The organism is Asticcacaulis taihuensis, from assembly GCF_900100255.1.
GTDB lineage: Bacteria > Pseudomonadota > Alphaproteobacteria > Caulobacterales > Caulobacteraceae > Asticcacaulis > Asticcacaulis taihuensis.
This window is the reverse complement of sequence record NZ_FMTS01000009.1, coordinates 57288-75744: the sequence shown is the minus strand read 5'-3', so window position 1 is coordinate 75744 and position 18457 is coordinate 57288. Positions and strand designations below refer to the sequence as shown.

At 58.7% G+C, this 18457-nt stretch carries 12 protein-coding genes; 3 read left to right on the top strand and 9 right to left on the bottom strand.

Annotation, left to right across the window (positions count from 1 at the left end):
- Nucleotides 1–59: 59 nt before the first annotated feature.
- From BLO49_RS16950 to BLO49_RS16925, 5 genes are all read right to left on the bottom strand, one after another.
- Nucleotides 60–479 (bottom strand): Hachiman antiphage defense system protein HamA, encoded by a 420-nt coding sequence (locus BLO49_RS16950; RefSeq protein WP_090650679.1) that lies wholly within the window; start codon nt 477–479, stop codon nt 60–62.
- 1017 nt (nt 480–1496) lie between these two features.
- Nucleotides 1497–2801 (bottom strand): DUF5690 family protein, encoded by a 1305-nt coding sequence (locus tag BLO49_RS16940; RefSeq protein ID WP_090650675.1) that lies wholly within the window; start codon nt 2799–2801, stop codon nt 1497–1499.
- An 8-nt stretch (nt 2802–2809) separates the two neighbouring features.
- Complete coding sequence (gene phnX / locus BLO49_RS16935; protein WP_090650698.1) at nt 2810–3643, bottom strand: phosphonoacetaldehyde hydrolase; 834 nt, start codon at nt 3641–3643, stop codon at nt 2810–2812.
- A 10-nt stretch (nt 3644–3653) separates the two neighbouring features.
- Nucleotides 3654–4763, bottom strand: coding sequence for a TIGR03364 family FAD-dependent oxidoreductase (locus BLO49_RS16930; protein WP_090650674.1), 1110 nt, complete (start codon nt 4761–4763; stop codon nt 3654–3656).
- Nucleotides 4763–6907, bottom strand: coding sequence for a phosphocholine-specific phospholipase C (locus BLO49_RS16925; RefSeq protein WP_090650672.1), 2145 nt, complete (start codon nt 6905–6907; stop codon nt 4763–4765). Before BLO49_RS16925 ends, BLO49_RS16930 begins: the two co-directional genes overlap by 1 nt.
- A gap of 155 nt (nt 6908–7062) precedes the next feature.
- Between BLO49_RS16925 and BLO49_RS16920 the strand changes: the two genes are divergently transcribed.
- The 3 genes from BLO49_RS16920 to BLO49_RS16910 all read left to right on the top strand — a co-directional run bounded on the left by BLO49_RS16920 (nt 7063) and on the right by BLO49_RS16910 (nt 11687).
- A complete protein-coding gene (locus BLO49_RS16920) occupies nt 7063–7641 on the top strand; it encodes an HD domain-containing protein (protein WP_090650670.1) in 579 nt (192 codons plus the stop codon).
- 51 nt (nt 7642–7692) lie between these two features.
- Nucleotides 7693–8460, top strand: coding sequence for a UTRA domain-containing protein (locus tag BLO49_RS16915; protein ID WP_245679080.1), 768 nt, complete (start codon nt 7693–7695; stop codon nt 8458–8460).
- A gap of 404 nt (nt 8461–8864) precedes the next feature.
- The gene (locus BLO49_RS16910; protein ID WP_245679079.1) at nt 8865–11687 is read left to right on the top strand and encodes a TonB-dependent receptor; all 2823 of its coding nucleotides are present in this window, start codon (nt 8865–8867) and stop codon (nt 11685–11687) included.
- A gap of 112 nt (nt 11688–11799) precedes the next feature.
- Here the strand turns inward: BLO49_RS16910 and BLO49_RS16905 are convergent, their stop codons facing one another.
- From BLO49_RS16905 to BLO49_RS16890, 4 genes are all read right to left on the bottom strand, one after another.
- Entirely contained in the window at nt 11800–13029 is a 1230-nt protein-coding gene (locus tag BLO49_RS16905) for a glycoside hydrolase family 5 protein (RefSeq protein WP_245679082.1), read from the bottom strand.
- A 206-nt stretch (nt 13030–13235) separates the two neighbouring features.
- Nucleotides 13236–15287, bottom strand: coding sequence for a beta-galactosidase (locus BLO49_RS16900; RefSeq protein ID WP_245679078.1), 2052 nt, complete (start codon nt 15285–15287; stop codon nt 13236–13238).
- Between the two features lie 74 nt (nt 15288–15361).
- Nucleotides 15362–17746, bottom strand: a complete 2385-nt coding sequence (locus tag BLO49_RS16895) for an ABC transporter permease (protein ID WP_090650667.1) — start codon at nt 17744–17746, stop codon at nt 15362–15364.
- Nucleotides 17743–18432, bottom strand: coding sequence for an ABC transporter ATP-binding protein (locus BLO49_RS16890; protein ID WP_090650666.1), 690 nt, complete (start codon nt 18430–18432; stop codon nt 17743–17745). Before BLO49_RS16890 ends, BLO49_RS16895 begins: the two co-directional genes overlap by 4 nt.
- Nucleotides 18433–18457: the final 25 nt, after the last annotated feature.

Genomic DNA, 18457 nt, shown 5'->3' with positions numbered 1-18457 from the left:
CCTTAAAGGCTACGATGAGGTCAAACCCTCCTTAACTCAACAATCCAATTCTGGCCCATTCACGCTGACGCCGGACAGTCCGCGCCTTTGACATTGTCTTGGACATTTTGTTTGTAGAAAATTTTGGGGACGACAGGCAGTGCGTTGAACTTTTCCTTCATAACGCCGTAAAGGAAGATCTCAGCAATTTCGCTTCCCTTGCCGACCGCGTCCTTGTCAGTAAGGCGCAGATTTTTGGCGGACTCAACGAGGGACGTATGGCTCTTATTTGAAAGGGACTGCCGTTCCTTCTCAGATAAGGCGGTTAAAGCGATATTATTCCAAATGTATTGTTGAAACTTGTCATACCGCCACTTTCCATCCTGGTAATCATTCGCCAAGCTTAGGAGCTTTTTGTTTAGTGCGGCCTTCAGATCACTTTGCGTACTTACATTCGACAAAGCATCATCGATCAAGATTTCAAATGAAATTGATGTCATATATCCCCTAAAGCTTCGCCTAACCAACTTAGTTTCATGGTTCAGTTTGGCGGCTCCCCTTGTCTAGGCATAAGCGATTCAACTGCTTATTGCAACCATAAGACGGTGGCGGTCGACTACCGCGAGTGGGGCTCATCATAGCCGGCGGAGGGGGCGGTCATGAGCTATTCGGGGCCGGAGCAATGCCACCTAATCGCGGACAGCGTGGCAGTTCATACGTAGTTACATGCCCGTGAACTCGAGGCTGAAACCATAATAATCGCCATCGAAACGCCAATGAAAATGGCCGCTTTTCGCAACTGGATGTCAGACCTAACGTCCGGAAAGGGCCACTAACGCCTAATCTTGAATGTCAGCAAAGGGCCAAACGCCGAAGTTCTCACTCTACATCCCTCACATTCCTGCGAAAAATGGTTCTAAAATTAAGGGAAATGAGGACTACGATATCGGACTGAACTTCGCCCAATCCACGATTATCCGCAAGCATCCAATAGTATTTGACATCACCGAAATTTACTTTAAAAGTATACATGGTTTGAGTCCATGAATGGTCTGGGGCACTCTTCGGGGCACGGTCAAATATCACTCAAGCCTTCATCATCAGATTTCAGAGTGTTATTCTTGATGTTGCTTTCCGACCGGGGGACTCGAAATGAACTTCAACATCAAGCAGCAAAAAGCCAATGATATCAGTAGTCCGGAAACGAGCCATGAAGGACTCGAACTGGCTATCGACGAAACCGAGCCATCCCCTCCGACCGGGGGCACCATTGTTTCGCTCACGGCTAACGCGCTGTGCGCGTGCCTCCGCGGGGGCGGCGAAACGTCGCCGAGACCGGTCGGGAGCTGTCAGGGCCGGGCTGGCTGGCCGCCAATCCGATCGGTCTTGAGGACTGCCTGCACCAAATGGTGCACCATGATGTGGCCGAGGTTAAGACGCTTGCGCGAGCTATCTGGCGTCGTAAAGACGGCGAAACCTGTGGATGTGGTTCCATGACATTGGACCTGCCGGCAGCCTCACACCTTTAGCCTTCGGGCAAAATAGATGGCGCTCCAGATAAGGAGAATGAGACCCACGGCCGCTGTGCCATAGGTCGAAGCCACCAGGAACTGCGCCCAAGGCAGGCTGACGCCACTGAAGTTCTTGAATAGGAGCAGGGCGGTTGAGCCGAGATAGCCGCTGGCATCGGCGACATAGATCAGGAAGCCGGCCGTGCCCACCAGGCCGCTGGCGGCGATGAAGCGATCGAACAGCAGGGCATTGAACGGCGTATAGGCGAGATAGAGTCCACCGCCGAGCAGGATCATCCATGTGATTGGTCCAAGTATGTGGGCCTGGAAGGCGAAGGTGGAAGCGGCCGCCAGCACCAGCCCGATCCCGACCATGGCGAGATTGGCCATGAAGGCGAGGCGGTTGTTGCGGAACAGAGCCAGCAGGCACATGGCGGCCAGCACCACAATGCCGATCGGCAGTTCCGAGGCAGTGAATATGCCGGCATTATCCCCGAAGCCAAGATCGCTCCATATCTCCGCGGCGAAGTTGTCGCGGAAGTCGCGCAGCGCCGTCAGGCCGATATAGATGACGACGAGGGCAACCAGGCCGGGGGCAAAGGCGCCGAAGACGGTTTTGCGCGCGGCCTTGTTCATGGGGACACGCGCGACGCGGGCGGCCTCGTCTTCCGGCGACGGCGGCGGCAATTGCGACAGGCCCAGCACGCAGATCAGCAGCAGGGGGGCGAAGAGCAGGCCGGTCACGGCCGGCATCCAGAATTCATTGGCATAGTGCTCCAGCATCACCCACTTGCCGACTGACTTGACCACGCCCGATGAGACGATGAAGCTGGCGCACAGGATGGAGCCGAGGATTTCCGAGACGCGGCGGCCTTCGAGGAAGCCGAACACCAGCCCCCAGATCAGGCCGAGCGACAGGCCATTCAAGAACAGGCAGGCAATATTGTATGGCGCGGGTACGCTAGCGAAGGCGACCAGCATGGCCTCGGCAAAGCCGATCAAAAGCAGGATGGCGATGGCGCGGTAGCGGCCCGGCAGTTCGGAAATCACCTTGACGCCGATAACCTTGGAGAGGGCGTAGCCAAAGACCTGCGAAATGACGAGGGCGATCTTGTAGTCGACCACAAATCCGGCCACATCGGTGAAGCTGGCCACGGCAAAGGGCTTGCGATAGGCATACATGGCGAAATAGGCGCCAAACGCCATCAGGCCGCCATAGAGAGCGAAGACGAGGGGCGGGGCCTTGGCGAGCCAGGCGGTGAAGCCGGTCTGTCTGGCGCCGGCGGGCAGGGGGGCGTCAATCGTACTCATGGCGGGCCTTAGATATGAATGGCGGCGGGCAGGACGCCGGGATAGAGGTTGGCGGCGATGCGGGCTTCGATTTCGGGCAGCAGGCCGGCGATATCGGCGACGCTGTTGACCACGAAATCGGCGCCGGCCTCGCGCAGGGCCTCGGCTGACGCGGTTACATGCGTTTTGCGATCCTCTGATGACAGGGCGGTGAATTCGGCCAGGTCAAGCCCGGTGCCGTTACCACTGGCGGCCACGCCGATGGTCCACACCCCCGCCTCCCGGCCTTCCTGAATGCCGACCGTGGCGTCATCGACTTTGACGCAGGCGCGGGCCGGCCAGACGCTTAAGTCCACCATGGCCTTCCAGGTCATCAACGGCGAAGGGCGGCCCTCGGCGGTTTCACCGGCGCAGACGACGAGATCGGGCGCATAGCCTTGCGCGGCGGCGGCCGGCAGGTTGCCCGCCATCATGTCGCGGCTGTAGCCGGTGCCGGAACCAATGCGGATGCCCTGGGCGCGCAGGGTTTTCACCAGATCCGCCGCGCCGGGAATCAGCACGGCGCATTCGGTGGCAGCGCGTTCCATCAGTGGGCCGATGGCATTGAACAGGTGGTCGATATCCGTGGGGCTGGCATCGTGGCCCTTGATGGCGCGCCAATGCGACCGCATCGGTTCGCGGCCGAGAATGGCGGTGATGTGGGCGCGCTTGGCCATGCCCATGTCGGCGCGGGCCTCCGGCATGGTCAGGTCGATGCCTTCGAGCGCGAAGACCGATTGCAGGGCGCGGACGGGGGCGAGGCTGCCGAAATCGACCATGGTGCCGGCCCAGTCGAAGATGAAAGCCTTAATAGGTGAAGACATCATGGGAACCTCAGAAGCTTTGGAAAGTGCGTTCGGCGATGCCGAAGGATGTGGAGGCGCCGGCGCCGCAGGTGACGACCACCAGACGAACATCGGGCAGCGGCGCATCGATCAGGAACAGCTGGTCGGGCGAGGTGGCATAGGTGCCGCTCCAGCGTTCGATCACCGGCGACGGGACGCCCAGTACGGCGCGGTATTCATCGAGGATCAATTGATTGACGGCCTCGGAGGTGAAGGGTTCGGGCGCGTCGCCATAGTGGTGGCTGTCGCCAACGACCAGCGAGCCGTCGGCGCTCTGCACCACAATCAGGTGGACGCCATTGGCCAGTTGCGCCGCGTGTTCGGCCTCAAGGCGTGTTTTGAGGGCAGCGGCTTCGGGCAGGTCGGCATAGCCGAGATAACGGACCAGGCTGAGATCGGACATCACCGCGCCCGGCAGGCGGAAGCCCGGATCGGCCAGGCGCAGCATCTGCAACTGGCAGCGCGAGATATGGCAGGCGCGGATGCGATCGGCAAAAAGGCCGGTCAGGTCGTCACCGGGGCAGACGATGATACGTTCGGCGCTGATCTCGCCGATAGATGTCTCAAGCCGGCCGGTCTCGATGTCGGTGACGGCGACGCCGTAATGCAGATCGGCGCGGGGGGCGAGCCATGCACTCAGTTTCGGAATGGCGGTGCGTGACTCCACGCGAATATCGTGCGGTGAATGCAGGACGGCGCGCAGGCCTTCCGCCAGAAACGGCGCGTCCCCGGCGGCCAATAGGCGGCAATCGGTCCCCATCTCGGTATCGAGGAAGGCGCGCAAGACCGCTTCGGATTCCGGGTAGCGGGCGCTGACATAGAGCCCGTGCTGCTCGATCGATATGCCCGCCTCGGCCGTTGCTACCAGCCACAGGTCACGCGTCCGCCGGGCCAGGGCGTGGAAATCACCGCGCTGCTGGCCGGTGACCGTAATAAAGCCGAAATTACGAATCGAGGCGCCGATGGCGCGGGCATGGCGCTCAAACAGGGCCACATTCAGCCCTGCCTTTACGGCGGTCCAGGCGTGGGCGAGACCGATGATCCCGCCCCCGACTATGGCAACATCATAGGATGGGGCAAAGTCATAGGCGGGCGCCATCAGACGACCATGGCGCCGATGCCGGGATCGGTACGGCTGGCGCGGCCGGTTTCGATATGGCCGGCATAACGGCGCAGCCACTGGTCATTGCCGGTGATCTCCAGGGTCAGGTCGTACCAGTGGTCGGACGCGGCGAGCTCGAGACGGACGGTCTGCACGCCATTGGCCGGCAGGGTCAGGGTCTGGTTCGCCTGGCTGTAGCGCGGATCATTGACAAGGCTGACCTCGACCGGCGCAGAGCCGGTGTTTTGCAGGGCCAGACTCAGTTCACCGGTTTTGGCGTTCTCGCTGGCGATCACCATGACCGGATCAGGCACCAGCTTGTCGTCGTCGCGCTGGCGGCCCTTGAAGTGGCGATAGAATCCATTCGGGCCATGCACGGCCAGGTCATAGACTTCGCGCCCGCGATGGTTCCATTGCGACGCCTGGTAGGATTGGCCCGCATCGAGCGTATAGCGCCACGGACCAGTAACATTATAGGGCGCGTAATCGTGAATGGTGAAGACGGCCGCCTTGGTGCCGGTATTGCCAAGGTCGATCAGCACATCCTTGCCGGTCTGGCGGAGATTGGCATTGATGGCGTAGGGCAGGGGGCGTGCCGGGCGCTGCTCGGCCGGCTGGCCGCCGGGAGCCTGCGTGTCCGGGATCTTCAGCGAAGGCTGGGTGGCCGCATGGGCCAGGCGCGCCTTGTAGTCGTCGGTCGACGGCAGGTGTAGCTGCGACAGGTCGGCATTCGGGGTCTGGAAGTCGAAGGCCGAGGTCAGGTCGCCGCTGACGGCGCGGCGCCAGTCGCTGATATTGGTTTCCTTCACGCCAAAGCGCCTTTCGAGGAATTTGAGGGTGGAAACGTGGTCGAAGACCTCGGAGCAGACATAGCCGCCACGGCTCCACGGCGAGACAACCATGGCCGGAATGCGGATGCCCAGTCCGAGCGGCTGCAATCCTTTGTTTGGATTGCCGGGCTCGTTGCCGTAGTCCTTGAACTCGCCGGCGACGCTGACACCACTCCAGCCCTGGCTTTCATCGGCGGGCGGTGAGGGCGGCAGCATGTGGTCGTACAGGCCGCCAGCCTCGTCGTAATTGATGATGAAAACGGTCCTGGCGAAAACTTCCGGATGGTCGGTCAGGGCCTCGATCAGCTTGGCGCAGACATTCTCGCCATCGGCCGGTGTCCAACTCGGATGTTCGGAAAGGGCGGCGGCGGTGACGATCCACGACACCTGCGGCAGCTTGCCCGTGGCGATATCATTGCGGAAGGCCTCGACCAGTTGCTGGCCGTCGGAGCGCGTGCGGTCCGCACCTGTCTTATGTTCGGAGACCCACGAACGGCCGCGTTTGTAGAAGTTCGAGTCCTTGTCGCACGGACGGAACGGCTTAAAGACCGACAGGATATTGTCGCCGAAATTGTCGTATTCCTGATAGACCTTCCAGTTGATACCAGCCTTCTCCAGGCGCTCGGCATAGGTGGTCCAGGTGTAGGCGTCAATCGGCCTGTCCTCGGCCATGTCGGCGGAAGGGGTCTCGTCCTCGCCGTAGTTGGACAGCACCGGTTCGCCACCCACCTTGGCGGCGCCATTGCAGCCGGTCCACAGGTGCAGGCGGTTGGGATAGGTCTGGGTCAGGGTCGAGCAGTGATAGGCGTCGCAGATCGTGAAATTGGCCGCCAATGCGTGGTAGAAGGGCAGATCCGACGCCGTATAGTGCGTCATGCGGTTGTGCAGTTGCTTGGAGACGCCCCACTGGTCGTAATGGCCGCCATTGACGATGATGGTGGCGGCGTCATGCCCCTGGTCGGCGCCATCGACGACATAGGCATTGGCGGCCTTCGAGTCGGCCCAGTAGGGCATGACGTATCCGTCCGGATGCTGGTCGCTCGGCTGGCGCCAGACGCTGTGGCCATTGCGCAGGCGAAGCGGGCGCGGATCGCCCTGGCCACGCACGCCGGGGAAGGTGCCGAAATAATGATCGAAGGCGCGGTTTTCCTGCATGAAGATGACCACATGCTCGACATCCATGATCGTGCCGGTCCTGTTGTTGGCCGGAGTAGCCATTGCTTTTTGCAGGGAAGCAAGAGCCGTTGCGCCTAAGCCGGCGGCGGCCATTTGCAGAAGCTGGCGACGGTTGGCGGAGGAAGTGTTTGTCATGATAAGCCCTGCTGGAAATTGTTTCTGGTATAGACCAGATTTCTGGGGCGTAGTTTCAATTTTTTATGACAATTGCGGCTGCGGCAATTTGGCATTTGTCGCGGCAGACTCTGTCTGGTATAGACCAGTTAATTGCCTTGCCAGAGAAGAAATTGATGTCTGCCTTTGATCCCGTCTTATCCGCCGATACTGTCGACCAGATCCTTCATCTCTATGCTACGCGGGGCGACGATCATTACGGCGAGGATGTCAGCCAGCGCGAACATGCCGAGCAATGCGCTTATCATGCACGTATAGACGGCGCCGATGACGCTTTGATCATAGCGGCCCTGCTGCACGATATCGGCCACCTTCTGCACAAGTTTGGTGAGGATGCCGCCGATCGCGGCATAGATACGCGGCACGAGCGCATTGGCTCCGGCTGGCTGGCACGGTGCCTGCCGCCTTCGGTATCCGAGCCGATCGCCTTGCATGTGGCGGCCAAACGTTATCTGGCGACCATCAATCCATCATACCTGAAAGGCTTGAGTGCTGCCTCCCTGCAAAGTTTCCTCCTGCAGGGCGGGCTTATGGACGCCGAAGAAATGACAGCCTTCCTGGCGCATCCGGCGCACCAGGCGGCGCTTGATCTGCGGCGTTATGACGAACTGGGCAAGATTGTTGGCGCCGATATGCCGGCCTTTGACAGCTATGCACCGATGATCCGCGCATTAATAATGAAAGACGCTAGGTAAGTTCCGGCGAGTCGCATATGCAGGAAGCTGCCCGCTTCCGAAAGCTTACCCATGACCGTCAAGAAATCGCTCGACCGGCCCGGCTGGTGGATGGACCTGCCCGACAGTGCCGAGGGTCGGCACTATCTGGGGGTGCGTGACAGTATCGCCGCCCATATCCAAAGCGGCGACCTGGCGGCCAATGCCTGCCTGCCCTCGGAGCGTCAGTTGCAGACCGGCACCGGCGCGGCGCGCGGCACCGTGCGCGCGGCCCTGTTCCAGCTTGAAGCCGAGGGGCTGATCTATCGCAAGGAACGCAGTGGCTGGTATGTCTCGCCGGCACCCATCGTCTATGATCCGACGCGCTGGGAAGGATTCATGTCTTACGTGACGGCGCAGAACCGCGCGCCGCGCACCGAACTTCTGAGTGCGCGTGAAGTGTCGGCCACGCCCGAACAGGCGGCGATATTCGGTTTGAAGGCAGGCGCGCCGCTTCATGAATTGCGCCGCCGTCGCTATGTCGATCACCGCGCCGTTCTGGTCGAGACCATCTTTGTCGATCCGCGCCTGGCGCCGGGACTCCTGGACCATGACCTGGAAGGCTCGCTGACCCAGGTGCTGCGCAATCACTACATGATTGACGTGGCGCGCAACCGTATCGAAATGCAGCCTTGCGCGCTGACGCTGGAAGAGGCCCTGGCCCTGCGCGTCAAGTCCGGCCTGCCGGGGCTTCTGGTGACGCGTATCAGCGAGGATGCGCAGGGGCGGGTGGTTGAATATGACCAGGAATACTGGCGCCACGACGCGCTGAAGGTCAGTGTCGATATCCGCGTCGGCTAAACGGCACAAAATTCAATGTAATGCTGAAGAAGCCTCCGGGCAGTCATGTTTCGTCCGGTTGGACGTCTTGTACTTGAAATCAGGCGAGCAGTCAATGAAACATGCATATGTGACAAATTTATAAATGAATTGTGGTGTTTAGACTATTTTTCTAAACATAATAAAACTGGTTTACACCAGATTTATTTTGCGACATTAAGCAATAGCTTCTTATTAACATTCATGGCTTGGGCATTATCTATCCATAACGAATTCTGTCTTCGTGTCAGAAGGTGCGAACCTGTGCGCCTTCAGCGGCACGGCGGGGGCAGGGCGGGATGAGGGGAATGCCCGCCGCGCGCTGCGCGGGGCCGGATCAGAAGAAGTATCGCAATTCGGCCTTATGGACACGCTTGGAGAAAACCATGTCATTCATCACCAAAACATCGCTCATGGGGGCCAGCTTCGGCGCGCTTCTGTGTGCCCTGCCGCTGACAGCCTTCGCTCAGGCGGAAACCCTGGCCGCCGCCGATGCTCCGACCGAGGTCGTGGTCACCGGCCAGCGCCTTCAGAACGCCAATGCCATCAGCCAGCAGAAGAAGGCCACGGCCGTCACCAATGTCATTTCGGCTGACGATCTCGGCAAGCTGCCCGACGCCAATGCCGCCGACGCCCTGGCGCGCGTGCCGGGCGTCAACGTCGTCGTCAACCAGGAGACCGGCGAAGGCGAATATGTCGCCATCCGCGGCTTCGGCGGCACGTTCAACTCATACTCGATGAACGGCGTGCGCGTGGCCCTGACAGACAGTGACAGCCGCCGCATGTCGATGACGGTCCTGCCGCCCAACGGCCTCAAGGCCATTTCGGTTTCCAAGACCCTCACGCCGGACATGGACGGCGACGCCATCGGCGGCGCGGTCAATTTCGTTACGCCCAACGCTTTCGATTTCCGCAAGGATACGGTCCGCGTTTTCGCCAGCTACGGCATCAATGACCGCGCCGAAGGCCAGGGCGAAAAGGACGGCAATGCCCAGATCCAGATCGACGGCTCGCATCGCTTCGAGAACGGCAAATGGGGTGTTTTCGGCTCGATCAACTACGGCAAGAGCAACTACCACAACGAGGAAACCGAGAATGACGGCGAATGGGAGCCCTACAAGTTCCGCCTGAACTCGGAAGAGGCTATTGATGAGAAGTCGATGTATCTGCCGGGTATTGATCTCGACTATCGCCGCGGGTCGCAGGAGCGCTATGGCGGCAATTTCTCGATCGATTATCACGGCGACGATACCCAGCTTTACCTGCGTGGCCAGTATTCGAAGCTGAACCGCGTCGGCACCAACGACTATACCGACGAGCGCAGCCGCCCGACCGCCCGGCTGACCCAGGTCAATATCGACGACACCTCGCTGCTGCAGCCGGAGCAGATGATCACCGGCACGGGCGCCAAGGGCAATACCTATGGCTATACCACCAGCCAGATCGTTGACACGGATGGTGACGGATTCATCACCGATGCCGACCGCACCAGCAGCAATTCCTACTGGTCGCTCTATGGCCGTTCCGGCGTCTGGGATCCGAAAGCCTTCCAGTTTGCCCGCAGCTTCCAGAACCAGGACCAGGTCTCCGACCTGATGACCCTGAACGCCGGCGGCATCACCCATGCCGACGCCCTGACCCTGGAATATGACCTGAGCTATTCCTACGGTGAAAAGGGCAGCGATGGCAATTTCGGCATCGGATATAATTGCGACAAGTGCGACACCGACCCGATGTTCACCTCGACCGGCATCCTGTGGTCATCGTTTGATCCGCGTTTCCCGCTGGCGCAATTGCCGGCCTATGCCGCCAATGTCGATCACCGCGACGACCTGCTGCCCTTCGACGGCGCCTATTTCGACAAGGACAGGCAGTCGGATGCCCGCACGGCCCTGAAGCTGGACGCCACCTACCAGATGACCGGCTTCATCGATCATATCAAGGCTGGTTTCAAGTATACCAAGTCCGAGCGCAAATATGACTATACGCCGCTGTGGGACGGTAATGTCGATGGCACGCCCCTGGAGGACTCGACTCTCGCCTCTTCGGGCCTGGTCGAGCGCCAGATCGAGGGCATCGACCACGGCACCTATTACTACGGCTCAATCCTGAGCCGTTCGGCCGTCGAGAATGCCATCAGGGCCGCCATGGCTGCCAACCCTTCGACCTTCAGCAAGGCCGATCTCGATTCTGACGACAAGCACGGAACGGAAACCATCACCGCCGCCTACGCCCTGGCGGACATGCGCTTCAACGACCTGCAGGTCTTGGCAGGTATCCGCGTCGAGCACACGGCGGTCGAAAATACCGCCTGGGCCGAGGATGAAGACAATGGCAACAACTCCGGTTTCCTGACCTATAAAAAGGGCTACAACAACGTCTTGCCGTCGGTCACGGCGGTGTGGCGTCCTGATAGCCGCTTCGTCTATCGCGGCGCCCTGTGGACCAGCTTCTCACGTCCGGAATACGGCAATATCAGCCAAGGCGTGTCCATCGGCCGCGATCCGACGACCCATGAGATTATCTCGGTCAGCCGCGGCAATCCGGACCTGAAGCCAGCGCAAGCTGTCAATCTCGATCTGTCGGCGGAATACTATCCGGATGCGTCGAGCATGGTGTCGATCACCTACTTCCAGAAGGTGATCCATGACTTCATCTTCACCAACGGCTCATCGGTCAGCGCCAATACACAAGAGGGCACGATCGAATACAGCCAGCCGAAGAACGGCCAGAAGGCGACCATTTCGGGCGTCGAACTGAACGTGATCAAATCCTTCGAGGGCCTGGGCGCGCCGTTTGACGGTTTCGGTGTCGAATTCAACGTCACTTCGCAGAATTCGGAAGCCGAAACCGGCCTCGATTACCGCAAGGGCCGGCCCATCCCCTTCATTCAGTCGCCGGACCTGAACTATAATGCGGCCCTGACCTATCAGAAGTACGGCTTCGAAGCCAAGCTGGCCTATCAGTACCAGGGTGCCTATATCGAAGACCTGCGTGACAACGCGGTCGATAAATGGGTGCAGCCGAACAAGTCGCTCGACCTGCACACCCGCTATAATTTCAGCAAACAACTGGCGGTCGATTTCGACGCCCAGAATATCCTGGACGGCCACCGCTACTACACCACCAAGGGCAAGAGCCCGTCCTACCAGAAGGATTATATGGAGCCGGGCCGCAACTTCATCGTTCGCCTGGCCTACAGCTACTGATCCTCACACCTGCGTGAACCCTGGCGCTCCGGAGACCTCCGGAGCGCTTTTTTTTTCGAGTTAGCGGGCAGCGTATTAATGGCACGCCACGACGCGACTTTCAGGAAATCTTCTATTTCTTGCCGGCGGTCGTGAGGAGAGCGTCGAGAATATCCGTATCCTTGACGGCGAGTGTGGCCCGATCGATCAGGCTGCCGGTATCCCAGAGGAACGGTACCACGCCGTTGGCCAGCGCCTGTTGGGTGACGTACTTGTTCCAGTAGGTCACGGAGGCGTTGTGCTTCGGCAGGTCGAGTGGTGTGGTTTTGCGCCAGGCGCCATATTCGCCCATGATGACGGGGATACCCTGGTCGACGAAATGCGTTTTCATCGCCAGCATCTGCTGATCGACATAGTCTTCCTCGCCCCAGGTCGCATTGCGGTCGGGCTCGATGGTCGAATGGTTATCCTTACCCCAGTAATAGAACATCTTGCCCCAGGACTGGTCCTCGCTGATGATGGCGAACTGTGAGGGGGTATAATAGTGGATTTCGAACATAAGGCGGTTGGTTGCAGTATCGGTAGGCATACCAGTCCACAGTGATACAGCATATTCAGTACTGGTATTGGGCGACTGGACGATCAGAGTTCTATAGGCGTTCTTGCCGCCAGTCGAACGAACGGCGTCTATGAAGGTCTGGTGGTAGTATTTCAGGACACTCATCTTTTCTGCGGTGTCGGCAGGTGGCTCGTTCGCGCCTGCGAATATCAGTCGTTCGTCGAAGTTACGGAGGTGAGTAGCTATCTGCTCCCAGAACGCCTTTTGCTTTGCAGCCGTCGCCGCCTTGTCGGTGTCGTTGATATGACTGTCCAGCCAGCCGCCATCCCAGTGTATGTTCAGCACGACATAGAGATCGGCATTCATACAGTATTGCACGACCGTCTTCACCCGATCGAGCCAGGTGGCGGAAATCTTGGCAGTGGTCTGGTCGGCATACTGGTCCCATGAGCAGGGCAGGCGAATGGCATCGAAACCCAGCGATTTGTACTTATTCACCAGGTCCTGGGTAATCAGCGGGTTGCCCCAGGCGGTTTCGCCGCCAATGGCTTCCATCGTATTGCCGATGTTGATGGCCAGCTTGATTTTGCTGGAAATCTGCGCCGCCGTGCTGGTCACGCCGGTAGAATCCGCGGCCAGCGGGCTCGTATTGTAATCCGGGTAAAGGCTCGCGGATGAGGAACTTGAAGAGGATGAGGAGGATGAGGAGGACGACGAAGACGACGAAGAGCCACCGCCGGACGAGCCACCAGAAGAGCCGGAACCTCCGCCGCCGCACGCGCTGCAGGTGGCGGCGATGGCCACTGTCGACAAAAGAAGTGCACGCCTACCAAGTATCATTTGGTTTCCTCGATATTTTTGTTGTGCGTTTGATCACGAAAGCTAAACGCATGGGTTACGATCAGTTTGTCAATAAAATACAATTTTGCAAATAAAATATTTGCCGTCGCGCCACTTCTATGAAAAGTGATGCCGTTTTGTCGTACTTTTTAATCGAAACAGAGATTTGCCTATTGCACCAGGTCAACACCATAAGGTCCCAGATGCATTTCCGTGTTCCAGGTCATATGCGTTATGAGCCCTGTTTTGCGGCCGGAAATCGGCACGACCTTATCGGTGGTGGTTGTGTTTACATACAGGGTTCGGCCATTCACCTCGCGGGCATAGACCCCCTCTGGCGTTTTAGGCCCAACGGCGATTTTCAGGTCGGCATACAGGCTTTCGTATAGCGGCGCCATGATGGACGTCTGAGCGGGCGTGGCCACATAGATCGCGCGGCCCTTGCCATAGGTATTCACGGTTATGACGGGCGGCGATCCCTCAACATTTGAAAACCGGGCCATGACTTTCGCGGTTGACGGTTCGAGCACTTCGTAGAAATTGATTGTGGTGCTGAAATCCGTGTCGCCGATCCGGCCGGTCAGCGGCGTATCGGTGCGATAAAACGCATTTGTTTTCAGACCGAAGACATCGGAAAGCCTGCCCGGCAACGGTGTGTTGTGCCATTGGGCGGTTCCGTCGGCCTTGTCGGATAAGGCCGTCATAACGACCGTGCCGCCATTGGCGACATAGGTGCGGATCGCGTCGGTCGCCTTTTGGTCCATCAGGTATTCACCGGAGACGACCACAAGCTTGTATCGGCTCAAATCCTCGTACGCGACATTGATCACCGCCACGTCGATATTGTCGTTGTAAAGCGGCGCGAAGGCGTTGTGCTTCTGCGTCAGGTAGGGCGTGGTGTAGTAGGCGCGCACCGTATTGCTGGGACCGTTCGGATTGGAAGCGACGCGCGAGTCAAACGAATAGTCGATAGCCACTTCAGGCGAGACCTGTCGAGGGAAGCCAAGGGGTTGCATTGTGCGGAATTCCTGGGCGATAGCACCGAATTCGTCCAGCTTCCAGGAAGGCGTGTCGTCGTGATCGATCAGTCCGAAGAGGGCCTGTTCCTCCCCGCCAAGATGACTGTTGAACGTCCAGGCGAGGACGGCTTGCCCGCCATTGAGGAGGCCAAAATAGGCCCACATGCGCGACCGGCCCTTGCTGCCGTAAAAACCACCGCCGCCGGCCTGAAACTCGTTGAACCAGACGGGGGTGGTCAAGGCCCCGCGCATCATCGATGTCTCAAAGCCGCCGCTGATGGGGTCGCCATTGTAATAGCCGTAGGCGCCATAATTGACATATTGGCGGTAGGTCGAGAGATAGTCGAATCCCTTGCGATCGGCACTGTCCCACAGGTTTGAGATCGCCGGCTTTTCCGGTGCGTTACGCTGGCGAACAGCTTCCAGATCCTTGAGGGCGCCAATAGTGACATCCGACCAGTAACGATGCAGATCCAGATAGCGCTCTACCGGCCCCGGACCATCGCCATAGGGTAGCTGGACCTCATCCCAGGCACTGATGCGTCTCGACCAGCGCTGTGTGGCCCAGGCCTTATTCAGACTGGGCAGGTCTCCGTAACGCGCCTTGAGCCAGCCGATGAAACGCTGCCTGTCCGCCTCCGAATACGACATAAAGCCGTTGCCGATCTCGTTATCGAAACCGATGGCTATAACGTTGGGATCGGCGCCGTATCGTTTTGTCAGCGTATCGGCGAAATCGGTCACAAGGCGCCGGTAGTCGGGATCGCTGATATTGTCCATATAGCGTTCGGCAGGGTTGAGCCGTGTGCCATTCTGCGCAACAAGATCGACCCCTGGATATTTTCGATGCAGCCATAAGGGCGCGGGCAGGCCGGGGATATCGAGGATAACGCGGATGCCATTGGCCTTCATCTCGGCCAGAACGGCGTCAAACGCCTTGAAATCGTAGACGCCTTCTTCGGGTTCAAAATAATCCCACGACAGGTCGCCCATGCGCACAATATTGAAACCGGCCTTCTTCATGAGCGCAATATCACGGTGAATTTGCTCAGGACTCCGGTCGACAGGCTGATAGCAGGTGCCGACGAACAATTGTCCAGAACCGGGCCAGCCGGGATGCTCTGCCGCCGCTTTCGCTTGAACCGTGCAGGGGATGGCTGTGGCGATCAGTAAGGACGTCATCAGGCTGTTCATGAATTTCATCTTTTTCCCCTTTAGTTAAATATATTTGGCTTATTTGTATTATATATAAAGTTATAATTCAAATATAAATGCGGTCATTCCAGATTTCTTAATGGGCTGCTTGACCGGGCGGGTTGCGCCAGCGCCGTATGGATCGCCAGGGTGCCGAAGGCGATAAGAAATGTAGAGGCGCTCGCCAGAAGGAAGGCCAGCCAACTGGGGTTCACATGCAGCGCGAAGGTATGCAGCCAGGTAACGGCGATACCCCAAGCGAGCGGCCCCGCGATCAGATTGGCGATCAGAAGCGGCCGCAGATAGGGCTTCAGCCGGAGCGCGATCAAATCAGCCTTGCTGGCGCCGAGCGCGTTTCGTATGGCGATTTCCTTGCGATCCGTCCTGTAAATGTGGATGGACAGACCGATCAGGCCGAATATGCAAACGGTAACGCCGATAACCGACAATAGTCCGAAGACATACCATTGCTGGTACATGTCAGCGTATTCGGCGCGGACATATTCCGAATAGAACTGCTTTTCCAGGGGACCGGCTCTTGGATAGGCCTGTCTCCAGATCCGGTCGATTTGACCTATTGTTTCTGTTTCCGAACCAGGAGCCAGTTTCACGCTCAGGCGATTAAAGAAGGCCGACTGATTGTCGAAAATCATAGGCGCCGCGGGTTCGCGGATATCGGCCAGGCGTATATTGTCAACCACGCCTATGACATGTGAGACAATGTCACCGGTATCACGCGCCAGATTTATGTCGCGGCCAACGGCGTCCTGTGGCGCCTTGAAGCCAAGGGCCTGCAGGGCGGCCCGGTTTATCACCACGTCCCGCGCCGGCGTCAGTTCCGCGTAGGTGTTTGAAAAGGTCTGGCCGGCAAGACTCCGCACATCGTAAAACTCAAAGAAATGTGGATCTACGGATTGCCGCTGCGCCTGGATAATCTGTCCATCCGCTCTGCGTATCCAGTCCGGCCAGATGTTGCTCTGTTCGGGAAGGCTTCGTGAGTAGGTGGCTTTTTGAACGCCTTTCAATGCCAGCAAAGGTTTCCTTAGAGTTACATCCGCCGGTACGTCTGAGGCGGTGTTGAGCAGCAGGATGCGGTTGGCATCGTGGTTCAGTGCATCGCTCGTTGCGAACCGCCACTGCTGATAAACCGTGTAAGAGGTCATCAGCAGTAAAATCAGCAGAGAAAACCGGGCCACTGTCCACAATGAACGCGACAATGAGGGGCCGCTCGACGAGGGGGGGCGGTTGCGGCTGAGGCGGGGATGAACGGACGCCAGGGCCAGGGCGGGATAAAAGGCTCCCAACATGGCGATTATGAAACCCACCGACAAGCTTCCCCATAAAAACCAGGCTTCGGACCAGGGGGACTGGCCTATGCGCATGATCGGGTCGAGTACGGGCAGGAAACGTTCAACCGCTGCGGCCGCCAGTACCAACGCCAGAGAGACCAGGATAGCGGCTTCAACCAGGACCTGAAGACATATCTCGTGCGTCTTCGCCCCCAGGGTTTTGCGGATTGCCATTTCGTGGCGCCGTTCATCGATCTGTATCGCCATCAGTTCACTGAAATTGACCACGGCCAGCACAACAATGAGAATAGCCACGGCGATCATGGCTATAATCGTATCGGGGTGTCCGCGCGGCGCGATCGGGGCATCGGCCCTCGGCAGGAAGTGAACCCTGGGCAACGCGACGATTTCAAACGTCATGGGATGCTCGCGTGACGAAACGCCGTGACGGGTTGCCAGTGCGCTGAGTGACGCCGCTGGAGCCGATGCGCCGGGTTTCAGGCGCACGAAGGTCAGGCAGGAGGTCCAGTTCCATTCCGGATGGGCGTCCAGGATGGAAAGCATACTATAACCCGCTTCGCTGGATATAAATATCTGCCTTCCGAAGCTTGTATTGTCGGGAAAATCAGCGAGCACGGCCGTGACGGTAACGGGCAACCAGTCGCTCAACATGACGGTCTGTCCGACAACGTCTTCGCGTCCGAAAAAAGCCCGCGCCATTTTCTGCGTCAATACCATGCTGTCGGGCTTCTGCAGGGCGTGGCTCAGATCACCGGACACGGCTTTGAGGGGCACCAGGTCGAAAAAGTTTGAGTCCGCCCAATAGAACGGCTGCTGCGTCGTAATTCGCGGCGTTCGCATCGGCCACTCGGCCGTGACCAGACGGGACGCGGCATCAATAGAGGGGCTCTCCTTTGCCAGCCATTTGGCCATGCCGGCGGGTGACTGATCGCTGCTGACCTGTTCGGGGCCATCGGGTGCGTAAAGGGTTCTGAGGAGATAGATGTTGTCGGCATCAGGTATGAAACGGTCAAAGCCGAGTTCGCTTCTGACTTCCAGTGCAACGATGAAGGCAGCGGCAAAACCAATCGCCAGGCTGAGGACTTTCAGCAGGCTCATGCCCCAGTACCGGCTCAGTATCCGGCCGGGCTGTCCGAAACCTTGCGCCAGGCGCATCATGACAGGCGCCGGCGGGTAAACTGAATCTTGCCATCCAGCATTTCAACAATGCGTTCGGCCTGATCGGCCTGTGCCGGCGCGTGGGTCACAATGACGAGCGTGCAACCTTCGGCATTGACGGCTTTCAGGATGTTGAAAATCTGCGCGGCATTTTCTGAATCCAGGTTTCCTGTCGGTTCGTCGGCAAGAATGATCGACGGCTTGCCAACGATGGCGCGCGCAATGGCGCAGCGCTGCTGCTGGCCGCCGGAAAGCTGGTTTGGCAGATGATTGGCCCTGTGGGCGATGCCGACAAGATCCATAACCTCCTGGACCCGTTCATCGATATGAAAATCCGGCTTGTGGCGATAAAGCAGGGCCAGTTTGATGTTTTCGTAAACGCTGAGACTATCGATCAGGTTGAAGCTCTGAAAAACGAAACCGATGTCAAAGGCGCGCAACCGGGCCAGTGCGCCCGGCGCGGCATCGGCGACGTTCTGGCCGTGAAACAATACGCTGCCTGTCTCCGGACGATCCAGAGTGCCCATGATGTTAAGCAAGGTGGATTTGCCACAACCGGAGGGACCGCAAATGGAAACGAACTCACCGCGTTCGACGTCGAGCGTGATGTCACGCAGAGCGTCGACGCGACGGCCGGCGGCTCGATAGGAGAAATTGACGCCCCTCAAGCTTATGAGGGGCGCCATCGTATCTGATACTGTGTTTTGCGCT

Bases quoted from the DNA above. Each gene is read 5' to 3' on its own strand.
- BLO49_RS16950 (WP_090650679.1), bottom strand. From the start codon at position 479: ATGACATCAATTTCATTTGAAATCTTGATCGATGATGCTTTGTCGAAT.
- BLO49_RS16940 (WP_090650675.1), bottom strand. From the start codon at position 2,801: ATGAGTACGATTGACGCCCCCCTGCCCGCCGGCGCCAGACAGACCGGC.
- phnX (WP_090650698.1), bottom strand. From the start codon at position 3,643: ATGTCTTCACCTATTAAGGCTTTCATCTTCGACTGGGCCGGCACCATG.
- BLO49_RS16930 (WP_090650674.1), bottom strand. From the start codon at position 4,763: ATGGCGCCCGCCTATGACTTTGCCCCATCCTATGATGTTGCCATAGTC.
- BLO49_RS16925 (WP_090650672.1), bottom strand. From the start codon at position 6,907: ATGACAAACACTTCCTCCGCCAACCGTCGCCAGCTTCTGCAAATGGCC.
- BLO49_RS16920 (WP_090650670.1), top strand. From the start codon at position 7,063: ATGTCTGCCTTTGATCCCGTCTTATCCGCCGATACTGTCGACCAGATC.
- BLO49_RS16915 (WP_245679080.1), top strand. From the start codon at position 7,693: ATGACCGTCAAGAAATCGCTCGACCGGCCCGGCTGGTGGATGGACCTG.
- BLO49_RS16910 (WP_245679079.1), top strand. From the start codon at position 8,865: ATGTCATTCATCACCAAAACATCGCTCATGGGGGCCAGCTTCGGCGCG.
- BLO49_RS16900 (WP_245679078.1), bottom strand. From the start codon at position 15,287: ATGAAATTCATGAACAGCCTGATGACGTCCTTACTGATCGCCACAGCC.
- BLO49_RS16895 (WP_090650667.1), bottom strand. From the start codon at position 17,746: ATGATGCGCCTGGCGCAAGGTTTCGGACAGCCCGGCCGGATACTGAGC.
- BLO49_RS16890 (WP_090650666.1), bottom strand. From the start codon at position 18,432: ATGGCGCCCCTCATAAGCTTGAGGGGCGTCAATTTCTCCTATCGAGCC.